Raw genomic sequence first — 21,628 nt, 5'->3', positions numbered from 1 at the left:
AGTTGGCAACACCTGCAGTATCGAAGGCGCCGTTCGCGGCGCCTTTTTTTATGCTGCACCGCCGCCGGTATCGGGCGGGGGATATTTGACGTCCAGGATGTCGATCGGCTGCGGGCCGGCCGGCGTGTACAACGTCACCGTATCGCCGATTTTGGCCTTGAGCAGTGCCCGCGCGATCGGCGAGATCCAGCTGACGTGGCCGACATCCAGGTCGACCTCATCGACGCCGACAATTGTCAGCGTATGCACCTCGCCATCTTCCGTCGCGTATTCCACGGTCGCGCCGAAGAAAACCTGATCGACGTTTTCCTGTTTGCTGCTGTCGACGATTTCAGCGATGTCGAGACGCTTGGTCAGAAAACGAATCCGCCGATCGATTTCTCGCAAACGGCGTTTGCCATAGATGTAGTCGCCGTTTTCCGAGCGGTCACCGTTCGAGGCCGCCCACGACACCAGTCTGACCACCTCCGGCCGCTCGACATCGATCAGATGCAGCAATTCATCGCGCATCCGCCGGTAGCCGGCGGGCGTGATGTAGTTTTTTGTACCCGGGGGGATTTCGGGCTGGGCGACGTCGAGATCGTCGTCATTCTCTTCGCTCGACTCTTTGACAAAGGCCTTGTTCATGATGATCCGGTAACCGCAGCAAACGACTGCCTATCAAGGGTACACGATCAGGGCAATGAGACAAATCGCAGTTACATGCTTCCCTTTTTGAAAACCTTTGCTATAATCTCGTTTCTGCGTGCGGCTGTAGCTCAGTTGGATAGAGTACTTGGCTACGAACCAAGGGGTCGTGGGTTCGAATCCTGCCAGCCGCACCACCTATGAAGGGCCTTCCGATCGGAAGGCCCTTTGTTTTTGCGTGACCGGTTCTGCTTTAACCGGTCCACCCGGCCAGCCCCTCAAGCCTTGGCGGCGTCACCGCGGCTACCGCGGTATCGACTGAATATCACCGATCTGCCCATCGGGACTCGGCACATCCGCGAACGGCCTTTCCGCCGATTCCTCGCCGATCAGCGCCGCGCGCTCGCCAGCCACAGCCTGCGCCTGCCACAACACCTCGCCCACACTTGCGCCGAAACGGCTTTCAACAAACGCCCGCAGCAGCGCGATCCGCAACGAGTCTCCCCGCCCTTCCACGGTTCGATGGCCGCCTTCGAACTCCGCGATGCAATGTGCCGCGCCATGATCGGTCCGCTCACGCACCTCCAGCCGCTGCGCGCGCTCCAATACCGCCGAGGCCGCTTCCCACGACGCGGAAGGCGTAAAACGGCCATCCCACGGGCGGCCGCGGTCATTGCCGCGGATCGAGACGGTTTCGCCGCTATCGGTAAAGTAGATTTCGCGCACGAAGTCATGCAGGCTGCGCGCCACCCAATAATCGAGCGCCACGCCGGTGAGGTCAGCTACGTTCATAAGCGTTCTCCCTGAAGTTCCGGTGAGACTCGCTGGCTGGCAGGTGCGTTCAGATTCGAACAAAGGCCGCCTGAAGCCGCCCGAGGCAAGCAGACGTCAATGTGTAGTCGAGCAGACCCAGCCGGCCGTCAGATCAGTAATCCGCGCGCTCGCGGTCGATTCGCATCCCGCCGTCGTGACGGTGATGCCCTTCCTCGCTCGGCCGCTCGCGCGCAATACGCATCACGTCCGGATTCGTACGCACGCGGCGCATGACGTTGGCGAGATGGACGCGATCGCTGACCTGGATCACAAAGCGCAGCACCGTGGATTCCTGCGACAGGTCCTCGTCCATCGCGATGTGGACGATGTTCGCATCCGCCGATGTGATGTCGGCCGCCACGCGGGCGAATACGCCCTTGGTGTTCTTGACCAGCACCTTCACCGCGACGTCGAACAGACGCCCCGGCTGCGGCGCCCATGCCACGTCGATCCAGCGGCCCGGATCGCGGCGGTGGATACGCTGCGCAACGCGGCAGTCCGTGGTGTGGATCGCCATGCCGAGGCCGATGCCGATGTAGCCCATGATGTCGTCGCCCGGAATCGGACGGCAGCACGCGGACAGTTGCACCGACATACCTTCTGTACCAGTGATAACGACCGGCGGCGCATGCGACGCTGTGCCGTCGCGCGAACCGTCGTCGTCGGCATCGCGGCCGCTCATCAGCACTTCGATGCGCTTGGCCATGACCGCAGCGACACGGCGGCCGAGGCCGATATCCGCGAAGATTTCCTGACGGTTCTTATTGCCCGTCCACTGCACCAGCTTTTCCCACGCTTCCGGCGTGACGTCCGACAGCGCCAGCCCGTAGCCCTTCAGCGCCTGGTCGACGAGGCGCTCGCCGAGCTGCACGGACTCGTTCAGACGCATGGTCTTCAGGTAGTGGCGGATCGCCGAACGCGCCTTGCCGGTACGCACGAATCCAAGCCACGCTGGATTCGGCTTCGAATAGGGCGCCGTAATGACTTCGACGATATCGCCACTCTTCAGCTCGGTACGCAGCGGCAGGAGTTCATTGTTGATCTTCACTGCGACGCACTGGTTGCCCAGATCGCTGTGGATCGAATACGCGAAGTCGAGTGCGGTGGCGCCGCGCGGCAGCGCCATGATCTTGGACTTCGGCGTAAACACGTAGACCGCATCCGGGAACAGATCGATCTTGACGTGCTCGAGGAATTCGCTCGAATCGCCCGCTTCGCTCTGAATGTCGAGCAACGACTTCAGCCACTGGTGCGCGCGCTTCTGCACATCGTTCAGATCCGCGCCACCATTCTTGTACAGCCAGTGCGCGGCGACGCCCGCTTCGGCGATCTCGTGCATCTTGCGCGTGCGCACCTGGAACTCGATCGGCGCGCCGAACGGGCCAACCAGCGTGGTGTGCAGCGACTGATAGCCGTTCACCTTCGGGATCGCGATGTAATCCTTAAACTTGCCCGGCACCGGCTTGTAGAGCGCATGCAGCGCGCCGATGCAGGTGTAGCACTCCAGCGCACTTTCGACCACCACGCGGAAGCCATACACGTCGAGCACCTGCGAGAACGACAACTGCTTGTCGCGCATCTTCTTATAGATACTGAAGATGGTTTTCTCGCGGCCGGTGACTTCGGCGTCGAGCTTCGCGTCGGCAATCGCGCGCTGCACCGACTCCAGAATCTTGCCAACCACTTCACGCCGGTTGCCGCGCGCGGCCTTGACGGCTTTTTCGAGCGTGGCGTAGCGATGCGGGTTGAAGTTCGCGAAGCTCAGGTCCTGCAGCTCGCGATAGGTATTGTTCAGGCCAAGCCGGTGGGCGATCGGTGCGTAGATGTCCAGCGTTTCGCGCGCCACGCGGCGGCGCTTTTCATGCGGCACCGCACCCAGCGTGCGCATGTTGTGCAGCCGGTCGGCGAGCTTGACCAGAATCACGCGGACGTCGCGCGCCATCGCGAGCAGCATCTTGCGGAAGTTTTCCGCCTGCGCCTCTTCGCGATTGCGAAACTCCATCTTGTCCAGCTTCGACAAGCCGTCGACCAGTTCCGCGACCTTCGCGCCGAACCGCTCGGCGAGTTCGGCCTTGGTCACGCCCTGGTCTTCCATCACGTCATGCAGCAGCGCCGCCATGATCGACTGGGCGTCGAGATTCCAGCCGGCGCAGATTTCTGCGACGGCAACAGGATGGGTGATGTAGGGCTCGCCGCTCTGGCGATACTGGCCAAGGTGGGCTTCGTCGCTGAAATGGAACGCCGCCTTGATATCCTTGATTTCTTCCGGCTGCAGATAACCGGACAGAACGCCTGTCAGTTTGGCGATCGAAACGACGTCATGCCGGCGCGGTTGCTCCGGCGTGGCGGTCGGCCCGAACAGATGGCGAAACGACTGTTCGAGGACCGCGTCGATGTACTTCCGTGCAGACGAGGGCGAATCGGCGTCGTGTTCCACTTCCGTGGCGGTGGGCGGGGTAGCACTCAATTTCGCCTCCGTAGCGGTTAGGGTTGGACGCCGGTCTGTACGTTGATGCAATTACATGGCAATGGGGCAATCGAAAACGGAAGGGTGCGCCTTAGACAGGCACCTTCTTCAACATTTCGACGCCAACCTGGCCAGCTGCGATTTCGCGCAATGCGACGACCGTGGGCTTGTCGCGGCTTTCGATCTTCGGCGTGTGACCTTGTGCGAGCTGACGCGCGCGATAGGTCGCGGCAAGCGCGAGTTCGAAACGGTTCGGAATCTGTTTGAGGCAGTCTTCGACGGTAATGCGGGCCATGTTGGGTTCCTTCTCAGTATGTTGCTTATTCTACCTTATGTGCTCGACATGCCGCCGCGTTCACGCGTGTGGCAGGTGAATGCCAAGCTGCACGAAAAGCTGCGTGTGACGGGCGTATTGCGAGGCGAAGCGCGAACGCGTCGCCGCCACGAGGCAGCGCAGTTCGCCGAGCGCGCGTTCGAAGTTGTCGTTGATCACGACGTACTCCGCTTCGGCCGCGTGCGCCATCTCGCTGCCGGCTGCGAGCAGACGGCGCGTGATCACGTTCGGTTCGTCCTGGCCGCGCTTTTTCAAACGCTCTTCGAGTGCGTCCAGGGACGGCGGCAAGATGAAGATTTCAACAGCGTTGTGAAACTGTTTCTTCACCTGCTGCGCGCCTTGCCAGTCGATTTCGAGCAGCACGTCATGGCCGCTTTTCATCTGTTCTTCGATCCACACGCGCGAAGTGGCGTAGTAGTTGCCGTGCACTTCCGCGCTTTCCAGAAACTCGCCAGCCGCGTGACGGGTCAGGAAATCGTCGACCGTCGTGAAGTGATAGTGCTCGCCGTCCTGCTCCTTCGGGCGCGGCGGGCGCGTCGTGTACGAAATCGACAGACGGATCGCGTCGTCGCCGGCGAGCAGCGCGTTCACGAGCGTCGACTTGCCCGCGCCCGAAGGCGCGACCACCATGAACAGGTTGCCGGGATAAGCACCGGCGTAAGGGTTGCGCGGTGCGCTGGTTTCGCGTGTGTGGTCGGTCATGTTCTCGGGGCTCCTGCCTTACTCCAGATTCTGTACTTGCTCGCGCATCTGTTCGATGAGCAGCTTCAGGGTCATCGACGAATCGGCCAGTTCCTTCGCCGCCGCCTTCGAGCCGAGCGTGTTCGCTTCGCGATTCAGTTCCTGCATCATGAAGTCGAGCCGCTTGCCGACCTTGCCGCCCTTCTCGATCACGTGACGCGTTTCGTTCAGGTGAGCCGTGAGGCGCGACAGTTCTTCGGCGATGTCGATGCGAATGCCGTACATCGTGACTTCCTGGCGAATCCGTTCGTTGATTTCTTCGCGCGAGACGCTCGTTGCCGTCGTGTCGGGCGCGGCGATACCCAGCGCTTCCTGCAGACGTTCAACGATCTTCTGCTGATGCTTGGCGATCAGTTCCGGCACGAGCGGCGTGATCTTCGTGACGATCGTTTCCATCTCGGTGACGTTGGCGAGCAGCACCGCCGCCAGTTGCGCGCCTTCGCGGGCACGCACGTCGATCAGATCGGTAATCGCCTGCTTGCCACATGCGAGCACCGCATCGCGCAGCACGTCCGGCGCTACGCCGGTTTCGGCCAGCACGCCCGGCCAGCGCAGAATCTCTCCGGTGCGCAGGCGCCCTGCTTCCGGGAACGTCGACAGCACCGTGCGCTCGAGCAGCGCAAGTTGCGTCAGCGCCTCGCGATTCACCGAGCCCGCGTTAGCCGACTGTTCGCTGCGTTGCAGGTTGATACGGATGTCGACCTTGCCGCGCGAAAGCTTGTTCATCAGCATTTCGCGCAACGTCGGTTCGCAGACGCGCACGTCTTCCGGCATCCGGAAGTTCAGATCGAGAAAGCGCGAGTTCACCGTGCGCAATTCGACCGATACGCTCACGCCGCCTGTGCCTGAGGCCGGGACGAGTTCGCGCGTGGCGCTCGCATAGCCAGTCATGCTGTAGATCATCGTATTTCTCGCGATTGTGGCCATGCGTTTGACGATGGCCGGAGAGTCGAATCGCCCGGCGTGTACGAGACGCGGGGCGGAGAATCCGTATTATCCCATTTTTACCGACAAGGCCGCTTCATACGCGCGAAGTACTACCCCGCGCAAAGCCCCGGCACATGCGGGCGGCCGTCCGATCGACAGGCCGCGCCGCGCCCGACGCGATCGGCGGTAAAATCGCGGTTTCCCCCTGCTCTTCTTCCAGACCAATCCCAACATGACCGACAACACCCAACGCCCCAGCGGCCGCCAGGCCAATCAGCTGCGCGACGTGCGCATCACGCGTCACTACACGAAGCATGCGGAGGGCTCGGTGCTGGTCGAGTTCGGCGACACCAAGGTGATCTGCACGGCGAGCATTGCCGAGAGCGTGCCGTCGTTCCTGCGCGACCGCGGCCAGGGCTGGCTGACCGCCGAATACGGCATGCTGCCGCGCGCCACGCATACCCGCAGCGACCGCGAAGCCGCGCGCGGCAAGCAAACCGGCCGCACCCAGGAAATCCAGCGCCTGATCGGCCGCGCCCTGCGCTCGGTGTTCGATCTCGAGAAGCTCGGCGCGCGCACGCTGCATATCGATTGCGACGTGATCCAGGCCGACGGCGGCACGCGCACGGCCAGCATCACGGGCGCATTCGTGGCGGCGCATGATGCCGTGGCCAAATTGCTGGCTACGGGCCGCATCGAAAGCTCGCCGATTACCGATTACGTCGCGGCGATTTCGGTCGGCGTGTACGACGGTCTGCCGGTGCTGGATCTCGACTACGACGAAGATTCGCAATGCGACACCGACATGAATGTGGTGATGACGGGCGCGGGTGGCTTCGTCGAAATTCAGGGCACGGCCGAAGGCGTGCCTTTCTCGCGCGATGAAATGAATTCGCTGCTCGATCTGGCGAGCGATGGCATCAACACGCTGATCGCAAAGCAGAAAGCAGCGCTGGAGCAAAAGAGTGAGTGAAGTTCGTCAAGGCAACGTCGCAGTTGCGCCTGACTCGCCGTTGAAGAAAGTCGTGCTGGCGTCGAACAACGCGGGCAAGCTGCGCGAGTTCGCGGCGCTGCTCGGCGCGGCCGGCATCGAGCTGATTCCGCAAGGCGAGTTGAACGTGCCGGAAGCGGAAGAGCCGTATCCGACGTTCGTCGAAAACGCGCTGACCAAGGCGCGTCACGCGGCAAAGCTCACCGGCCTGCCCGCCCTCGCCGACGATTCCGGCTTGTGCGTGCGCGCACTGCGCGGCGCGCCTGGCGTTTATTCGGCGCGCTACGCGCAACTCGCCGGCGGTGAAAAGAGCGATGCGGCTAACAACGCACAGCTCGTTTCAGCCTTGCAAGGTGAAACCGATCGGCGCGCGTATTACTACTGCGTGCTGGCGCTCGTGCGTCATGCGGACGATCCCGAACCGCTGATCGCCGAAGGCCGCTGGCATGGCGAAATGCTGGATGCGCCGCGCGGCGCGCATGGCTTCGGCTATGACCCGTACTTCTTCCTGCCGTCGCTGAATGCGAGCGCCGCGGAACTCGAACCGGCGGTAAAGAACGCCAGCAGCCATCGCGCGATTGCCTTGCGCCATCTGCTCGCGCGTTTGACGGAGGAAGCGTGATTCCGATCAAACCGGCGCCTGCCGATATCGGCAACGGCGTCATCAAGGCCTTCACGTCGCCGGGCGCCATTCGCCTGACGTCGTTGCCGCCCTTGGCGTTGTACGTGCACTTTCCCTGGTGCGTGCGCAAATGCCCGTACTGCGATTTCAACTCGCACGAATGGAAAGGCGACACGTTTCCGGAGACCGAGTATCTCGACGCGCTGCGCGCCGATCTCGAGATGGCGTTGCCGCTCGTGTGGGGGCGCCAGGTGCATACCGTGTTCATCGGCGGCGGCACGCCCAGCTTGCTGTCGGCGGCGGGGCTCGACCGCATGCTGTCCGACATCCGCGCATTGCTGCCGCTCGACGCCGACGCGGAAATCACGCTCGAAGCCAACCCTGGCACTTTCGAAGCCGCCAAGTTCGCGCAGTTTCGGGCGAGCGGCGTGAATCGTCTGTCGGTGGGTATCCAGAGTTTCAATGAAGCGCATCTGAAGGCGCTCGGCCGGATTCACGACGCGACGCAGGCGCGCCACGCGGTGGAAGTGGCCGCAAACACCTTCGACAACTTCAACCTCGATCTGATGTTCGCGCTGCCGCAGCAGACGCTCGCGGAGTGTCAGGCGGATGTGGAGACGGCCTTGTCGTTCGTCCCGCCGCATTTGTCGCTGTATCACCTGACGCTGGAACCGAACACGCTGTTTGCGAAATTCCCGCCTGCGCTCCCCGACGACGATGCGTCCGCCGACATGCAAGACTGGATTCACGAACGCACGACAGCCGCAGGCTACGAACGCTACGAAGTGTCCGCGTATGCGCAGCCGCATCGGCAGAGCAAGCACAATCTGAATTACTGGCGCTTCGGCGACTATCTCGGCATCGGCGCGGGTGCGCATACCAAACTGTCGTTTCCGAACCGGGTGCTGCGTCAGGTGCGCTACAAGCACCCCACTACCTTCATCGAGCGGGCATTGGCCGGCACGGCAGTGCAGGAAGAGAACGAGGTCGGGCCGCGCGATCTGCCGTTCGAGTTCATGCTGAACGCGCTGCGGCTGGTGGAAGGATTTCCGGTGCATCGCTTTATCGAGCGCACAGGGCTCTCGATGACCTCCATCGAACCGGCTTTGCAGGAGGCGGAACGGCGCAAGCTGATTACGCGCGACCACGAAAAGATCGCGCCAACGCTGCTTGGCCAGGCCTTCCTGAACGATCTGCAGGCGCTGTTTCTGAAAGATCCGCAGTGATTGCAGCTCCGCCGAGTGCCGCAACGAGGATTTTTCAGGTTACAATTTAGGGCTTGGAGGTGTGGCCGAGCGGTTTAAGGCACCGGTCTTGAAAACCGGCGAAGGAGTGATCCTTCCGTGAGTTCGAATCTCACCGCCTCCGCCAGACAATCAATGAATACGGGCCGATCGGCCCGTTTTTCACTTCTGCACATCAAAGCACCCGCCGATCGGCAAATGTCCAATGTGTCGAACGGGTAAGCAACTGTAAATAAAACCCGCTAGCACCGAGGCTGCGTAATTTGCCGTCACAAGCTAGCCCGAACGAACGCGGCGCCCGGCTCCTCCAACTCATGACAAGGGAGGAACCATGCTCAAATTACTGTTAACGATGGGTTTCGCAGTGGGCCTTACCGGGTGTGTCGTTGCACCGCCCTATGGCGGCTACCCGGCATACGGATATGCGCCCGGCTACTACGCCGCCCCGAGCGTCAGCGTGGGTGTTGGAGTCGGCGGTTATTACGGTGGCCGCGGGCGGTGGTAATTTCTGACTGAGCTGATTCCCGGCCAAGTTCGTATCGGTCAATCTCTCGGCACCACCCGCATTAAGGGGAACCCCTCCCTCAACATCTCGCTCCCATGGTCGATATCAAGACTATCTGTGCCTCAGCACGCCAGGGAGTCGCTCATGAAAGTCAGTACTTTAGCCTGTGCACTAATTTGGGTTGCCGCGAGCGCGGGCGCATCGTCCGCGCTCGCCGGCACGCCAACGGCGCTGTCCGACGACGATAGCGCAGCGGTATTCGGCTCGGCCAGGCTGTCGAATCTGCAGGACGTCGGCGGCAGCGCGAAGGTCGGCTCATCCGCCGCTACCCTGGGCGCCAATACGCTGAAAGGCGCAAGCGGCAACATCGGCGTGAACATCTCAGCCGGTGCGCTGAATGCTCAGTCCAACCAGATCATCCTCATCACGACACCGCAAGCCTCGGTCACCTCGCAACAGAATGTGCATGCCGTCGCGCAAGTGACGGGCAGCACCTCCGCCAAACTCGGTGCTGGCTCACTAGCGGCGGTAAGCGGCAATGTCGGCGTGAATATCGCGTCCGGCGTGGGCAATGCCCAGTTCAACGGGCTCATCATTCACTGAGTCGCAACGCATCGCATCGCATCGCAACGAATCAGGCCACGACTTAAACCAGCGCGGTCGCCTCGACCTCGACCTTCAACCCGTAATGCAGGTGTGGAACCGGCACGACGGCCCGCGCCGGCCGTGCCTCACCTGCCCAACGCGCGTAGATCTGATTGAAGCTCGCCCAGTGTTCGACATCGGCGATATAGACGCGCACCTGCACCAGTTGCGCAATGCTGCTGCCGGCGCCTTCGAGCGCAGCCTGAACATTCGCCAATACCTGCTCGGCCTGGACCTCGAACGAGGCGTCAGCAAGCTTCTCGCCCTGTGCGTTGATCGGCAACTGTCCCGAGACGAATACAAAACCATTCGCGATCGCGACGTGACTGTAATGGCCACCCGGCTTTGCCAAACCAGCGGGATTGTCCATGTGCGGCAGATGCGGGGCGTGCTGGCTAACAGCCATGAATGCAACTCCAAAGTGGATGGCGCCTTGGTGGCGCGTGACTATGCACGGGACGCTGCGTGCCGCTCACCGCCCACGTCAGACGCGTCACACGCTAAGCGCATCCAGCTTCTCACGCGCATCGGCGCAACGGCGATTCAGGTCGCGATGCATCAGCTGACTGTCGAGCAGCGCCGATACATCAGACAAACCGTAATCAAAGCGCAAGACGTATTCGATGTCTGTGTAATCGTGATAGGCGCCGCTGTCTGCCAGCTTCTGCGCTTCAGCGAAGGCAGCATGTTGCCGTTCGCCATTCATCAAATCTCTGATCGCCATGATTGCCGCTCCGAGGAACAGTGACTCCATCATAGCAACGCAAATCAAAACGCACGGTCGCGCGCACGCAACACCTGGTGTTTTCCGTAGACACGTTGTTCGCACAGGATGAAGAAGCAAGCATGCCGCGCGTTTCGGCAAAGGAACAATGATCCGCGTTCAGCGAAGAATGCCTGCTCGCGATGCCGTCAAACAGCAGCGACAGGTACCTTCATCCCGTGCCATTTGACTACCAGAATCCGCCCGACGTAACACAGCACGCCCGCGACGCCCACGACGATGCCCATACCCTTGGGCGAGCCATCCTGCCAGAGTCCAACGGCGAGGCTCGCCAACGCGCCGAGCGCCAACTGCACCGCGCCGAACACAGCGGCGGCGGCGCCGGCATTCAACGGATACCGATGCATAAGATCGGTCGTGCAGTTAGCGGACAACAAGCCCACCACGCCAACCACGAAGAACAATCCGAAAACGATCGACCACAAACCGCCCCACCCCGTCAGCGAGACGAGACAGACGAACAGCGACGCAATGCAACTCACGGTCGCGGCGAACGAAATGATCGGCAGCGAACCGAGCCTGCCGACGAGACGCGTATTCATCAAGTTGCCGAACATGATGCCGACGATATTCAACGCGAACAGAAAGCCATAGTGCTGCGCCGATACATGGAAATATTCGATGTACACGAACGGCGTCGCCGTGATGTACGCGAACATCGACGCGAACGCCATGCCGCCGCACAGCATGTGCCCCCACGCGACCGGATCGCGCAGCAATTTGCCATAGGCGCCGAACGATTTCAGCAGCGCCGAATGCGCACGCTTTTCGGGCGGCCACGTTTCCGGCACCTTGAGGAACGCGGTCACCGCGCACACCGTACCGAACAGCGTCAGCACGATAAAGACGACACGCCAGCCGCCAAGCAACAGCAACTGCCCGCCGATCAGCGGCGCGAGCAACGGCCCGATCGACGTGACGATGGCGAGCATCGACAGCACACGCGCGGCATCGGTCGGCCCGTGCGCGTCGCGGGCAATCGCGCGCGCCAGCACCGAGGCCGCGCCCGCGCCGAGCGCCTGCACGAAGCGGAATATCACCAGCGATCCGATCGAAAACGACAGCGCACAGGCCACGCTTGCCAGCGCATACATGATGATGCCGCCGAGCAGCACGGGCCGGCGGCCATAGGTATCCGACAACGGACCATAGAGCAGCATGCCGATCGAAAAGCCGAACATGAAGCTGGTAAGCGTGGTTTGCGCGGCGCCGTTGCTGATGGCGAATGCCTGCGAAATAGTCGGCAGGCTCGGCAAATACATATCGATCGAAATCGGCCCGCATGCGGCAAGCGCACCGAGCAACAGAATCAGCCGGCCATCGGGCCGGCTTCGGGTGACGTGAGACATGGGAATCCAGATGAAGCGCCGCGCCTTTATCGGCAGCGACACACGGTGAAACAGGGAAAGCAGCAGCTTGACGACCTCGATTGTACGCGACAGCCAAACCGTCCGATGCGTCCAGGTCCGAATGATCACGGGCCGTTCATGCTCCGCGACAAGCGCGCCGTCGATCGGTTAAGCTGCCGCCAGAACGCTTCGGGGCGTGACACAAACCTGTCCGCTACGCCTTCCACACTGCCCTGTTCCGACCTTGTCATGACTGCCTTCCTGTTGATCTGGAGCCCCAAGAAATGGCCGTGGCCCGAGTTACCCGACGTGGCGAAACGGGTCGCCGCAGGCGTAGCGGTGGCTGATGTGTGGGGTTGCGGATTTGCCCGCAGCATCCTGCCGGGCGACCGCGTGTTCCTGCACCGTGTCGCGCAGGAACCCAAGGGCATTTTCGGCTCGGGCTACGTAACGCGCGCGCCGTACGAGGTCCCCGACCCGGCGACGAAGCGCGGCTACCGGTTGTGCATCGACTTCGTCTACGACTGGGTGGTCGACGCACACGAGGGTGTCGTGATTCCACGCGAGATGTTGCGTACGCATCCGTTTTCGGTGCAGACATGGGACGCGCAGAGTTCAGGCACCGTGATCAAGCCAATGGCGGAAGGCGCGCTGGAGAAGCGCTGGGCCGAACTCACAGGCAAGCGCAAGCCGCCAAAGCTCGACACATCCGCCGGCATGGGCATACCCAAAACCTCTTCACGCTGACTCCGGTACAATTTCTGTACTCATCCCAGCGCCGCGCCAGCCGCTTCCGGGCTATCCGCGCCGCTGCGCAACCCAAATTCCAGCCATCGTCATGTCCAATAATCAGACCCTCTTCGAACGCGCGCAGCGCACCATCCCCGGCGGCGTGAACTCGCCGGTCCGCGCCTTCCGTTCGGTAGGCGGCACGCCACGCTTCATCGAACGCGCCGAAGGAGCGTACTTCTGGGACGCGGACGGCCAACGCTATATCGATTACATCGGCTCATGGGGCCCGATGATCCTCGGCCACGTCCATCCCGAAGTGCTGGAAGCCGTTCAGCGCGTGCTGGCTAACGGCTTCTCGTTCGGCGCGCCGACAGAATCCGAAATCGAAATCGCCGAAGAAATCTGCAAACTGGTCCCGTCGATCGAACAGGTTCGCATGGTCTCGAGCGGCACCGAAGCGACCATGAGCGCACTGCGTCTCGCGCGCGGCTTCACGAATCGCAGCCGCATCGTCAAGTTCGAAGGCTGCTATCACGGTCACGCGGATAGCCTGCTGGTCAAAGCCGGCTCGGGCCTGCTCACGTTCGGCAATCCGACTTCGGCGGGCGTACCAGCCGATATCGCCAAGCACACCACAGTGCTCGAGTACAACAACGTCGCGGAACTCGAAGAAGCGTTCAAGGCGTTCGGCAACGAGATCGCCTCTGTGATCGTCGAGCCGGTGGCGGGCAACATGAACCTCGTGCGCGCCACGCCTGAATTCCTGCAAGCCTTGCGACGCCTGTGCACCGAGTACGGCTCGGTGCTGATTTTCGACGAAGTGATGTGCGGTTTCCGCGTCGCCCTGGGCGGCGCGCAAGAGGTCTACGGCATCACGCCGGACCTGACGTGTCTGGGCAAGGTGATCGGCGGCGGCATGCCGGCGGCGGCCTTCGGCGGCCGGCGCGACATCATGGCTCACCTCGCGCCGCTCGGCGGCGTCTACCAGGCGGGCACGTTGTCGGGCAATCCGATCGCGGTCGCCGCGGGTCTGAAGACGCTGCAACTGATCCAGGCGCCGGGCTTCTACGACACGCTCGCCGCCCGCACCACGCGTCTTGCGCAAGGTCTCGCCAATGTCGCGCGTGAAGCGAAGGTGCCGTTCGCGGCCGATTCGCTCGGCGGCATGTTCGGCCTCTACTTCACCGAGTCGGTCCCGACCAGCTTTGCCGAAGTCACAAAGAGCGACGTGCCGCGCTTCAATGCGTTCTTCCACAAGATGCTCGACGCGGGCGTGTACTTCGCGCCGTCGGCCTATGAAGCGGGCTTCGTGTCGATCGTGCACGACGACGCGATTATCGACGCGACAATCGACGCGGCGCGCGGCGCGTTCGCCTCGCTCGCGGCCTGAAGCCGGTAAGACACGCAACCCCTGACCCCAGGTTCAATACTGCCTAGCCACCGTACCCGACCGGACACCGATGTTTTCGCAAACCGACTTCGTCCATATGGAACGCGCGCTCGCGCTAGCCAAGCGCGGCATGTACACGACCGACCCGAATCCGCGCGTCGGTTGCGTGCTCGTCAAGAACGGCGAGGTGATCGGCGAAGGCTTCACGCAACCGGCCGGTCAGGATCATGCCGAGGTTCGCGCGTTGAAGGACGCGCGCTCGCGCGGCCATGATCTGCGCGGCGCCACGGCCTACGTGACGCTCGAACCATGCAGCCATTTCGGCCGCACACCGCCGTGCGCCAACGCGCTGATCGAGGCGCAGGTCGAGCGCGTGGTCGCGGCGATGGAAGACCCGAATCCGCAAGTCTCCGGGCGTGGCCTCAAAATGCTGCGCGACGCCGGCATCGAAGTACGTTGCGGACTGCTCGCCAACGAAGCGCACGAACTGAACATCGGCTTCGTGTCGCGCATGACGCGCGGCCGCCCATGGGTGCGCATGAAAGTGGCCGCCTCGCTGGATGGCCGCACCGGCTTGCCGTCGGGCGTCAGTCAATGGATTACCGGCGAAGCGGCACGCGCCGACGGTCATGCGTGGCGCGCCCGTGCGTCGGCGATTCTGACGGGCATCGGCACCGTCAGGGAAGACGATCCGCGCATGACCGTGCGTGCCGTCGACACGCCGCGTCAGCCGCAACGCGTGCTGATCGACAGCCAGCTCGACGTGCCGCCTGACGCGCAGATTCTGGCCGGCGCACCCACGCTGATTTTCTGCGGCAATCTCGACGAGCGTCACACCGAGCGAGCCGCCGCACTGCGCGATCGCGGCGCGGAGATCGTGCAACTGGCGAACGCGTCCGGCAAGGTCGATTTGCCCGCCATGCTGAAAATACTCGGCGAGCGTAACGTCAACGAACTGCACGTCGAAGCGGGCTACAAGCTCAACGGTTCACTGCTGCGCGAAGGCTGCGTCGACGAACTGCTGGTCTATCTCGCGCCCAGCCTGCTTGGCGTAGACTCGATGAGCATGTTCAATCTGAACGCGCCCGAAACGCTCGACGGCCGCACGCAACTGAACTTCCACGCAGTCGACCGGATCGGCGACGATCTGCGGATTCTTGCTCGCTTCGTGCCCCGCGCCGTGCCGGATCCGGCACCCGAAACCGGCACCGAGCCCGCACCCCAACCAACTTCGAATTGATCAAGGATTAGCACGATGTTTACAGGAATCGTCGCGGCGGTGGGCCGCATCGAATCAGTCAAACCCCTCGGCACGGATGGCGACGCGGGTGTGCGCCTGAACGTCGAAGCCGGCGGCCTCGATCTCGAAGACGTGCAGCTCGGCGACAGCATCACGATCCAGGGCGCCTGCATGACGGTGGTGGAAAAAGCCGCGCATTCATTCGAAGTGGACGTGTCGCGCGAAAGCCTGAATTGCACCGTCGGTCTCGGCGAGCCGGGCGAAGTCAATCTCGAGAAGGCGCTCCGTGCACACGACCGGCTCGGCGGCCATATCGTCTCCGGCCATGTGGACGGTCTCGGCACGGTCACGCGTTTCGCGCCGGTCGGCGAATCGCATGAATTGCGCGTGCTCGCTCCGCGCGAGATCGGCCGCTATCTGGCTTACAAAGGCTCGATCACAGTCAACGGCGTGAGCCTGACGGTCAACTCGGTTCAGGACCGCGACGACGGCTGCGAATTCTCGATCAACCTGATTCCTCACACGGTGCAGGTGACGTCGCTGAAGAATCTGCGCGAGGGTTCGCAGGTGAATCTGGAGATCGATCTGATCGCGCGGTATGTGGAGCGGATGCTCTCGGCATCGCAGGACGGACAACAGCCTTTGAAGTAATCGGCTTGACGGGCGGCGTCCGTTGCGGACGCCGCCCAGCCTCACGGCTCCTATCTCAGCGAGCCGGTCAGCCAAGCTTCAACTACACCTTACTTGCGCTTCAATTGCGAGAGGTCCCGCACGGCGCCACGATCCGCTGAAGTCGCCAGTGCCGCATAGGCCTGCAACGCCTGCGACACCACGCGTTCACGATCCACCGGCATCCACGCCTTATCACCACGAGCCTCCATGGCCTCGCGACGGCGCGCCAATTCGTCGTCTGACACCACCAGATGCATCTTGCGCTTGGGAATGTCGATCTCGATCACATCGCCATCTTCCACCAGACCGATCGTGCCGCCTTCGGCCGCTTCCGGCGACGCATGCCCGATCACGAGCCCTGACGAACCGCCGGAGAAACGGCCGTCGGTGAACAGCGCACAGGTCTTGCCCAGGCCCTTGGACTTCAGATACGACGTGGGGTACAGCATTTCCTGCATGCCCGGACCGCCCTTCGGACCTTCGTAACGGATCACGACCACGTCACCCGCTACGACCTTGTCGCCCAGAATGGCGTCGACAGCGTCGTCCTGGCTCTCGAAGACGCGCGCGCGCCCGGAGAAGATCCATTGCGATTCGTCGACACCCGCGGTCTTGACGATGCAGCCCTTCTCCGCGAGGTTGCCGTAGAGCACGGCGAGGCCGCCGTCTTTCGAATACGCGTCCTGCTTGCTGCGGATACAGCCGGTCTTGCGGTCGGTATCCAGCGACGCGAACGTGGCTTCCTGGCTGAACGCGACGGTAGTCGGAATGCCGCCCGGGGCCGCACGGAAGAACTTCTGCGCTTCTTCACCCGCGCCACCGGCGACGTCCCATTTGGCGATGGCATTGCCCAGCGTGCCGCTATGCACGTTGCCGCACGACAGGTCCAGCAGATCCGCGCGGGCCAGCTCGCCGAGAATGCCGAGGATGCCGCCGGCGCGGTGCACGTCTTCGATATGGTATTTGTCGGTGGCGGGCGCCGCTTTGCACAGGCACGGCACTTTGCGCGAGATGCGGTCGATGTCGGACATCGTGAAATCGACGCCGGCTTCCTGCGCGGCAGCCAGCAGGTGCAGCACGGTATTGGTCGAACCGCCCATGGCCACGTCGAGCGCCATGGCGTTCTCGAATGCCTGCTTGGTGGCGATGCTGCGCGGCAGGACCGACGCGTCTTCTTCCTGATAGTAGCGGCGGCACAGGTCCACCACGAGGCGGCCGGCCTGTTCGAACAGGCCCTTACGCCATGCATGCGTGGCGACGATCGTGCCGTTGCCCGGCAACGCGAGACCAATCGCCTCGGTCAGGCAATTCATCGAGTTCGCGGTGAACATGCCCGAGCAGGAACCGCACGTCGGACAGGCGCTGCGCTCGACTTCGGCCACTTCAGCGTCGCTGATCTTGGGGTCCGCCGCCTTGATCATCGCGTCGATCAGGTCGATCTTGGCGATCACCTGGCCATCGGTGGGCGATTTGACCTTGCCCGCTTCCATCGGACCGCCGGACACGAACACAACCGGAATGTTCAGGCGCATGGCGGCCATCAGCATGCCCGGGGTGATCTTGTCGCAATTGGAGATGCAGACCATGGCGTCGGCGCAGTGCGCATTGACCATGTATTCCACCGAGTCGGCGATCAGCTCGCGCGAAGGCAGCGAATACAGCATGCCGCCGTGGCCCATGGCAATGCCGTCGTCCACCGCGATGGTGTTGAACTCCTTGGCCACACCACCGGCCGCTTCGATTTCCTTCGCGACCAGCGCGCCCAGGTCGCGCAGATGCACATGGCCCGGCACGAACTGGGTGAACGAGTTCACCACCGCGATGATCGGCTTGCCGAAATCGTCGTCTTTCATTCCGGTAGCGCGCCACAGGGCGCGGGCGCCGGCCATGTTGCGGCCATGAGTCGATGTGCGTGAGCGATAGTGCGGCATGATCTTTCTCGAACGGGTTTAGCGGGGAAGTTGTTTTCTGGAGGCGGCCTTCGCGGGCGCGGCGAATTATAGCAACGCCGCCCTGTCAAACCGCCGCCAGACAGCCGTAAGTGCCTCGCCAAACGGCCTATGCCATCCGGCCCAGGCGACGTGGGGGCGCGCGTGGCGTAAAATACGCGCTTTCTTCGAAAAACTCCGCCAACATGACGCTCGCCTCCACTCAAGAGATCATTGCCGAACTGAAAGCAGGCCGGATGGTGATCCTCGTCGACGAAGAAGACCGCGAAAACGAGGGCGACCTCGTGATCGCCGCCGAATTCGTCACGCCGGAAGCGATCAACTTCATGGCCCGCTACGGCCGCGGCCTGATTTGTCTGACGCTCACGCAGGAACGCTGCAAGCTGCTAAACCTGCCGCTCATGACCTATCGCAACGGCACGCAGTACGGCACGGCGTTCACCGTCAGTATCGAAGCAGCCGAAGGCGTGACCACGGGCATCTCGGCGGCCGACCGTGCCCGCACGATCGCCGTGGCGGTCGCACCGGACACCAAGGCCGAGCACATCGTGCAGCCGGGACACGTGTTCCCGATCATGGCGCAGCCCGGCGGCGTGCTGGTGCGCGCCGGCCATACCGAGGCCGGCTGCGACTTCACCGCGCTGGCAGGCCTCACGCCGGCCGCGGTGATCTGCGAAGTCATTAAAGACGACGGCACGATGGCGCGCCTGCCGGACCTGATGGAATTCGCCAAAGAGCACGGTCTGAAGATCGGCACGATCGCGGATCTGATTCACTACCGCAGCCGCACCGAATCGATCGTCGAGCGCATTTGCGAACGCACCATGCAAACCGCGCACGGCGCGTTTCGCGCGGTGATGTATCTCGACCAGCCGAGCGGCCAGCCGCACATCGCGCTGGTGCGCGGCACGCCGAACCCGGAGCAGGAAACGCTGGTGCGCGTGCACGAGCCGTTGTCCATGCTGGACCTGCTCGAAGTCGGCAAGTCGACTCACTCGTGGACGCTGGATGCGGCGATGAAAGAGATCGCCGAGCGCGACCTCGGTGTGATCGTGCTCCTGAACTGCGGCGATTCGAAGGAGCATCTGGTCGACGTGTTCAAGGCGTTCGATTCGAAAGAGAAAGCCGAGGCGCTCAAACGCCGGCCGGTCGACTTCAAGACGTACGGCATCGGCGCGCAGATCCTGCGTGAGCTGGGTGTCGGCAAGATGCAGGTGCTGTCGAACCCGCGCAAGCTGGGCAGCATGTCGGGCTACGGTCTGGAAGTCACCGGCTTCGTGCCGATGCCGGGCAGCACCGCACAGGCTCCGCAACAAGGCTGATCCGACCATTCACGCGCTTAAGCGCCCACTCAAAACACTACGGAATTCACATGGAAATCGGACAATACCAACCGAATCTCGACGGCGACGGACTGCGTATCGGCATCGTCCAGGCGCGTTTTAACGAACCCGTCTGCAACGGTCTCGCGGATTCGTGCATCGAAGAACTCGAACGCCTCGGCGTGACCGGCGAAGACGTGCTGCTGGTCACCGTGCCGGGCGCACTGGAGATCCCGCTGGCGCTGCAAAAGCTCGCCGAAAGCGCGCAATTCGACGCACTGATCGCGCTGGGCGCGGTGATTCGCGGCGAGACGTACCATTTCGAACTGGTGTCGAACGAAAGCGGCGCGGGCATCACCCGCATCGGCCTCGACTTCGGCATTCCGGTTGCGAACGCCGTGCTGACCACCGAAAACGACGAACAAGCCGTCGCGCGCATGACCGAGAAGGGTCGTGACGCAGCGCGCGTGGCCGTCGAAATGGCGAACCTTTCGGTCGCGCTCGAACAGCTCGGCGGTGACGACGAGGAAGAAGACGAAGAAGAGGAAGAAGCATGAAGAGCGCACGCCGACGCTCCCGCGAACTGGCCACGCAGGGGCTTTACCAGTGGCTGCTGTCGGGCTCGCCCGGCGGTGAAATCGACGCGCAACTGCGCGGCGCGCAGGGCTTCGACAAGGCCGACCACGAACATCTGGACGCCATCCTGCACGGCGTGATCCGCGATTCGGAAGCACTCTCCGCCGATATCGCACCGTGCCTCGACCGCCCGATCGATCAGCTTTCGCCGGTCGAACGCGCCGTGCTGCTGGTCGCCGCTTTCGAGTTGAAGAATCACCTCGATATCCCCTATCGCGTGGTCATCAATGAAGCAGTCGAACTCGCCAAGACGTTTGGCGGCGCGGACGGCTATAAGTACGTGAACGGCGTGCTGGACAAGCTGTCGGCGCAATTGCGCGCTGCCGAAACGCAGGCGGCTCGCAAGCATTGAGCTTGAGGCGGGGCGAGCGCGCCATGCGCCGTCCCGCTGTTGCTTCTGAACTGGATTTGATCGTATGAACTCCGTGACCGAACCCTTGGTGCGGCTTGCTGCCCGCGTTGACGCCATCCAGCCTTTCTATGTGATGGAACTGGCCAAGGAAGCCGCGCTGCTCGAGCGCGAAGGGCGCGACATCATCCACATGGGAATCGGCGAACCCGATTTCACCGCACCCGAGCCGGTCATCGAAGCGGCCGCGAGCGCCCTGCGCCGCGGCGTTACGCAATACACGAACGCACTTGGCCTGCACGCGCTGCGCGAGGCGATCTCGGCGCATTATGCCGAGTTCTACGGCGTGAGCGTCGATCCTTCGCGGATCGTTGTCACCGCCGGCGCGTCTGCCGCGCTGCTGCTGGCTTGCGCGGCGCTGGTCGATCGCGACGATGAAGTGCTGATGCCCGACCCATGCTACCCGTGCAACCGCCACTTCGTGATAGCTGCGGAAGGCAAGCCGGTGATGGTGCCGAGCGGGCCGGCCGAACGCTTCCAGCTGACCGCTGCCGACGTCGAACGCCTGTGGAACGAACACACCCGCGGCGTGCTGCTGGCGTCGCCGTCTAACCCGACGGGCACGTCGATCGAACCGGCTGAACTCGAACGCATCGTTAAGGCCGTGCGGGCGCGTGGCGGCTTTACGATCGTTGACGAGATCTACCAGGGCCTGAGCTATGACGCCAAGCCCGTCTCGGCGCTCTCGTTCGGTGAAGACGTCATCACCGTCAACAGCTTTTCGAAGTACTTCAACATGACTGGCTGGCGATTGGGCTGGCTGGTGGTGCCGCCCGGCATGGTCGGCGCGTTCGAAAAGCTCGCGCAGAACCTGTTCATCTGCGCGTCGGCGCTCGCGCAGCATGCGGCGCTGGCCTGCTTCGAACCGGACACGATCGCCATCTACGAAGCGCGCCGCCTCGAATTCAAGCGCCGCCGCGACTTCATTGCGCCGGCGCTCGAATCGCTGGGCTTCTCTGTGCCGGTGATGCCGGATGGCGCGTTCTATGTGTACGCCGATTGCCGCACGGTCGCGCATCCGGCGGCCGGAGATAGCGCGGCGCTCACGAAGGCGATGCTGCACGACGCTGGAGTGGTGCTGGTGCCCGGCATGGACTTCGGCACGCACGCGCCGAAGGACTACATCCGGCTGTCGTATGCGACTGCCCTGCCGAAGCTGGAAGAAGCGGTCGAGCGGCTGGCGAAGCTTTTCGGACGGCACTGACTGGATAGAGGCATCAGAGTACAAA

22 protein-coding genes and 2 tRNA genes are annotated in these 21,628 nt (G+C 62.8%); 14 read left to right on the top strand and 10 right to left on the bottom strand.

Going from position 1 to position 21,628, the window contains the following annotated elements:
• Nucleotides 1–48 precede the first annotated feature (48 nt).
• The gene (gene greB / locus M0D68_RS21975) at nucleotides 49–627 is read right to left on the bottom strand and encodes a transcription elongation factor GreB (RefSeq protein WP_093639053.1); all 579 of its coding nucleotides are present in this window, start codon (nucleotides 625–627) and stop codon (nucleotides 49–51) included.
• 120 nt (nucleotides 628–747) lie between these two features.
• Between greB and M0D68_RS21970 the strand changes: the two genes are divergently transcribed.
• Nucleotides 748–824 (top strand) — tRNA-Arg (locus M0D68_RS21970).
• 106 nt (nucleotides 825–930) lie between these two features.
• On the opposite strand, the gene M0D68_RS21965 is transcribed toward M0D68_RS21970, so the two are convergent.
• From M0D68_RS21965 to M0D68_RS21945, 5 genes are all read right to left on the bottom strand, one after another.
• Nucleotides 931–1,419 (bottom strand): phage protein NinX family protein, encoded by a 489-nt coding sequence (locus M0D68_RS21965; protein ID WP_200618115.1) that lies wholly within the window; start codon nucleotides 1,417–1,419, stop codon nucleotides 931–933.
• Between the two features lie 133 nt (nucleotides 1,420–1,552).
• Nucleotides 1,553–3,907, bottom strand: coding sequence for a bifunctional (p)ppGpp synthetase/guanosine-3',5'-bis(diphosphate) 3'-pyrophosphohydrolase (locus M0D68_RS21960; protein WP_054037314.1), 2,355 nt, complete (start codon nucleotides 3,905–3,907; stop codon nucleotides 1,553–1,555).
• A gap of 91 nt (nucleotides 3,908–3,998) precedes the next feature.
• Nucleotides 3,999–4,202, bottom strand: a complete 204-nt coding sequence (gene rpoZ / locus M0D68_RS21955; RefSeq protein WP_006025620.1) for a DNA-directed RNA polymerase subunit omega — start codon at nucleotides 4,200–4,202, stop codon at nucleotides 3,999–4,001.
• A 60-nt stretch (nucleotides 4,203–4,262) separates the two neighbouring features.
• Nucleotides 4,263–4,943: a guanylate kinase gene (gmk, locus tag M0D68_RS21950; protein WP_093639047.1), complete on the bottom strand. Its 681-nt coding sequence runs from the start codon at nucleotides 4,941–4,943 to the stop codon at nucleotides 4,263–4,265.
• Nucleotides 4,944–4,961: 18 nt separating this feature from the next.
• The gene (locus M0D68_RS21945; protein WP_200618113.1) at nucleotides 4,962–5,885 is read right to left on the bottom strand and encodes a YicC/YloC family endoribonuclease; all 924 of its coding nucleotides are present in this window, start codon (nucleotides 5,883–5,885) and stop codon (nucleotides 4,962–4,964) included.
• A 256-nt stretch (nucleotides 5,886–6,141) separates the two neighbouring features.
• Here M0D68_RS21945 and rph point away from each other — a divergent pair, with 256 nt between their 5' ends.
• From rph to M0D68_RS21920, 5 genes are all read left to right on the top strand, one after another.
• The gene (gene rph / locus M0D68_RS21940) at nucleotides 6,142–6,882 is read left to right on the top strand and encodes a ribonuclease PH (RefSeq protein ID WP_054037414.1); all 741 of its coding nucleotides are present in this window, start codon (nucleotides 6,142–6,144) and stop codon (nucleotides 6,880–6,882) included.
• Nucleotides 6,875–7,522 (top strand): RdgB/HAM1 family non-canonical purine NTP pyrophosphatase, encoded by a 648-nt coding sequence (gene rdgB / locus M0D68_RS21935; protein WP_200618112.1) that lies wholly within the window; start codon nucleotides 6,875–6,877, stop codon nucleotides 7,520–7,522. The genes rph and rdgB overlap by 8 nt, the downstream gene beginning before the upstream one ends.
• Nucleotides 7,519–8,748 (top strand): radical SAM family heme chaperone HemW, encoded by a 1,230-nt coding sequence (gene hemW, locus M0D68_RS21930; protein ID WP_200618106.1) that lies wholly within the window; start codon nucleotides 7,519–7,521, stop codon nucleotides 8,746–8,748. Before rdgB ends, hemW begins: the two co-directional genes overlap by 4 nt.
• 55 nt (nucleotides 8,749–8,803) lie before the next feature.
• Nucleotides 8,804–8,893 (top strand) — tRNA-Ser (locus tag M0D68_RS21925).
• A gap of 522 nt (nucleotides 8,894–9,415) precedes the next feature.
• A complete protein-coding gene (locus M0D68_RS21920; protein ID WP_200618100.1) occupies nucleotides 9,416–9,874 on the top strand; it encodes a hypothetical protein in 459 nt (152 codons plus the stop codon).
• 43 nt (nucleotides 9,875–9,917) lie between these two features.
• On the opposite strand, the gene M0D68_RS21915 is transcribed toward M0D68_RS21920, so the two are convergent.
• The 3 genes from M0D68_RS21915 to M0D68_RS21905 all read right to left on the bottom strand — a co-directional run bounded on the left by M0D68_RS21915 (nucleotide 9,918) and on the right by M0D68_RS21905 (nucleotide 12,049).
• The gene (locus tag M0D68_RS21915) at nucleotides 9,918–10,322 is read right to left on the bottom strand and encodes a RidA family protein (protein ID WP_200618098.1); all 405 of its coding nucleotides are present in this window, start codon (nucleotides 10,320–10,322) and stop codon (nucleotides 9,918–9,920) included.
• An 87-nt stretch (nucleotides 10,323–10,409) separates the two neighbouring features.
• Nucleotides 10,410–10,640, bottom strand: a complete 231-nt coding sequence (locus M0D68_RS21910) for a hypothetical protein (protein WP_054037416.1) — start codon at nucleotides 10,638–10,640, stop codon at nucleotides 10,410–10,412.
• Nucleotides 10,641–10,828: 188 nt separating this feature from the next.
• Nucleotides 10,829–12,049 (bottom strand): Bcr/CflA family multidrug efflux MFS transporter, encoded by a 1,221-nt coding sequence (locus tag M0D68_RS21905; RefSeq protein ID WP_154559923.1) that lies wholly within the window; start codon nucleotides 12,047–12,049, stop codon nucleotides 10,829–10,831.
• Between the two features lie 249 nt (nucleotides 12,050–12,298).
• Here M0D68_RS21905 and M0D68_RS21900 point away from each other — a divergent pair, with 249 nt between their 5' ends.
• From M0D68_RS21900 to M0D68_RS21885, 4 genes are all read left to right on the top strand, one after another.
• Complete coding sequence (locus M0D68_RS21900; protein WP_200618096.1) at nucleotides 12,299–12,796, top strand: hypothetical protein; 498 nt, start codon at nucleotides 12,299–12,301, stop codon at nucleotides 12,794–12,796.
• Between the two features lie 91 nt (nucleotides 12,797–12,887).
• Nucleotides 12,888–14,171 (top strand): glutamate-1-semialdehyde 2,1-aminomutase, encoded by a 1,284-nt coding sequence (gene hemL / locus M0D68_RS21895; RefSeq protein ID WP_200618095.1) that lies wholly within the window; start codon nucleotides 12,888–12,890, stop codon nucleotides 14,169–14,171.
• Nucleotides 14,172–14,241: 70 nt separating this feature from the next.
• Nucleotides 14,242–15,411, top strand: a complete 1,170-nt coding sequence (gene ribD / locus M0D68_RS21890) for a bifunctional diaminohydroxyphosphoribosylaminopyrimidine deaminase/5-amino-6-(5-phosphoribosylamino)uracil reductase RibD (protein WP_093639020.1) — start codon at nucleotides 14,242–14,244, stop codon at nucleotides 15,409–15,411.
• A 15-nt stretch (nucleotides 15,412–15,426) separates the two neighbouring features.
• Nucleotides 15,427–16,062: a riboflavin synthase gene (locus tag M0D68_RS21885; RefSeq protein WP_054037332.1), complete on the top strand. Its 636-nt coding sequence runs from the start codon at nucleotides 15,427–15,429 to the stop codon at nucleotides 16,060–16,062.
• An 89-nt stretch (nucleotides 16,063–16,151) separates the two neighbouring features.
• Here the strand turns inward: M0D68_RS21885 and ilvD are convergent, their stop codons facing one another.
• Nucleotides 16,152–18,014, bottom strand: coding sequence for a dihydroxy-acid dehydratase (ilvD, locus tag M0D68_RS21880; RefSeq protein WP_093639014.1), 1,863 nt, complete (start codon nucleotides 18,012–18,014; stop codon nucleotides 16,152–16,154).
• Nucleotides 18,015–18,217: 203 nt separating this feature from the next.
• On the opposite strand from ilvD, the gene ribBA reads away from it, so the two are divergent.
• The 4 genes from ribBA to M0D68_RS21860 all read left to right on the top strand — a co-directional run bounded on the left by ribBA (nucleotide 18,218) and on the right by M0D68_RS21860 (nucleotide 21,603).
• Complete coding sequence (gene ribBA, locus M0D68_RS21875) at nucleotides 18,218–19,354, top strand: bifunctional 3,4-dihydroxy-2-butanone-4-phosphate synthase/GTP cyclohydrolase II (protein ID WP_200618089.1); 1,137 nt, start codon at nucleotides 18,218–18,220, stop codon at nucleotides 19,352–19,354.
• Nucleotides 19,355–19,404: 50 nt separating this feature from the next.
• Nucleotides 19,405–19,911, top strand: a complete 507-nt coding sequence (gene ribH / locus M0D68_RS21870; RefSeq protein WP_054037335.1) for a 6,7-dimethyl-8-ribityllumazine synthase — start codon at nucleotides 19,405–19,407, stop codon at nucleotides 19,909–19,911.
• On the top strand, nucleotides 19,908–20,342 hold the full coding sequence (gene nusB / locus M0D68_RS21865; RefSeq protein WP_028197808.1) for a transcription antitermination factor NusB: 435 nt from the start codon (nucleotides 19,908–19,910) through the stop codon (nucleotides 20,340–20,342). The genes ribH and nusB overlap by 4 nt, the downstream gene beginning before the upstream one ends.
• A gap of 64 nt (nucleotides 20,343–20,406) precedes the next feature.
• On the top strand, nucleotides 20,407–21,603 hold the full coding sequence (locus M0D68_RS21860; protein WP_200618087.1) for a pyridoxal phosphate-dependent aminotransferase: 1,197 nt from the start codon (nucleotides 20,407–20,409) through the stop codon (nucleotides 21,601–21,603).
• Nucleotides 21,604–21,628: the final 25 nt, after the last annotated feature.

It is taken from the genome of Paraburkholderia sp. SEWSISQ10-3 4 (assembly GCF_030464785.1).
In the GTDB taxonomy this organism is placed as follows: domain Bacteria; phylum Pseudomonadota; class Gammaproteobacteria; order Burkholderiales; family Burkholderiaceae; genus Paraburkholderia; species Paraburkholderia aspalathi.
The sequence above is the reverse complement of the archived record's forward strand: the minus strand, read 5'-3'. Positions and strand labels throughout refer to the sequence as shown.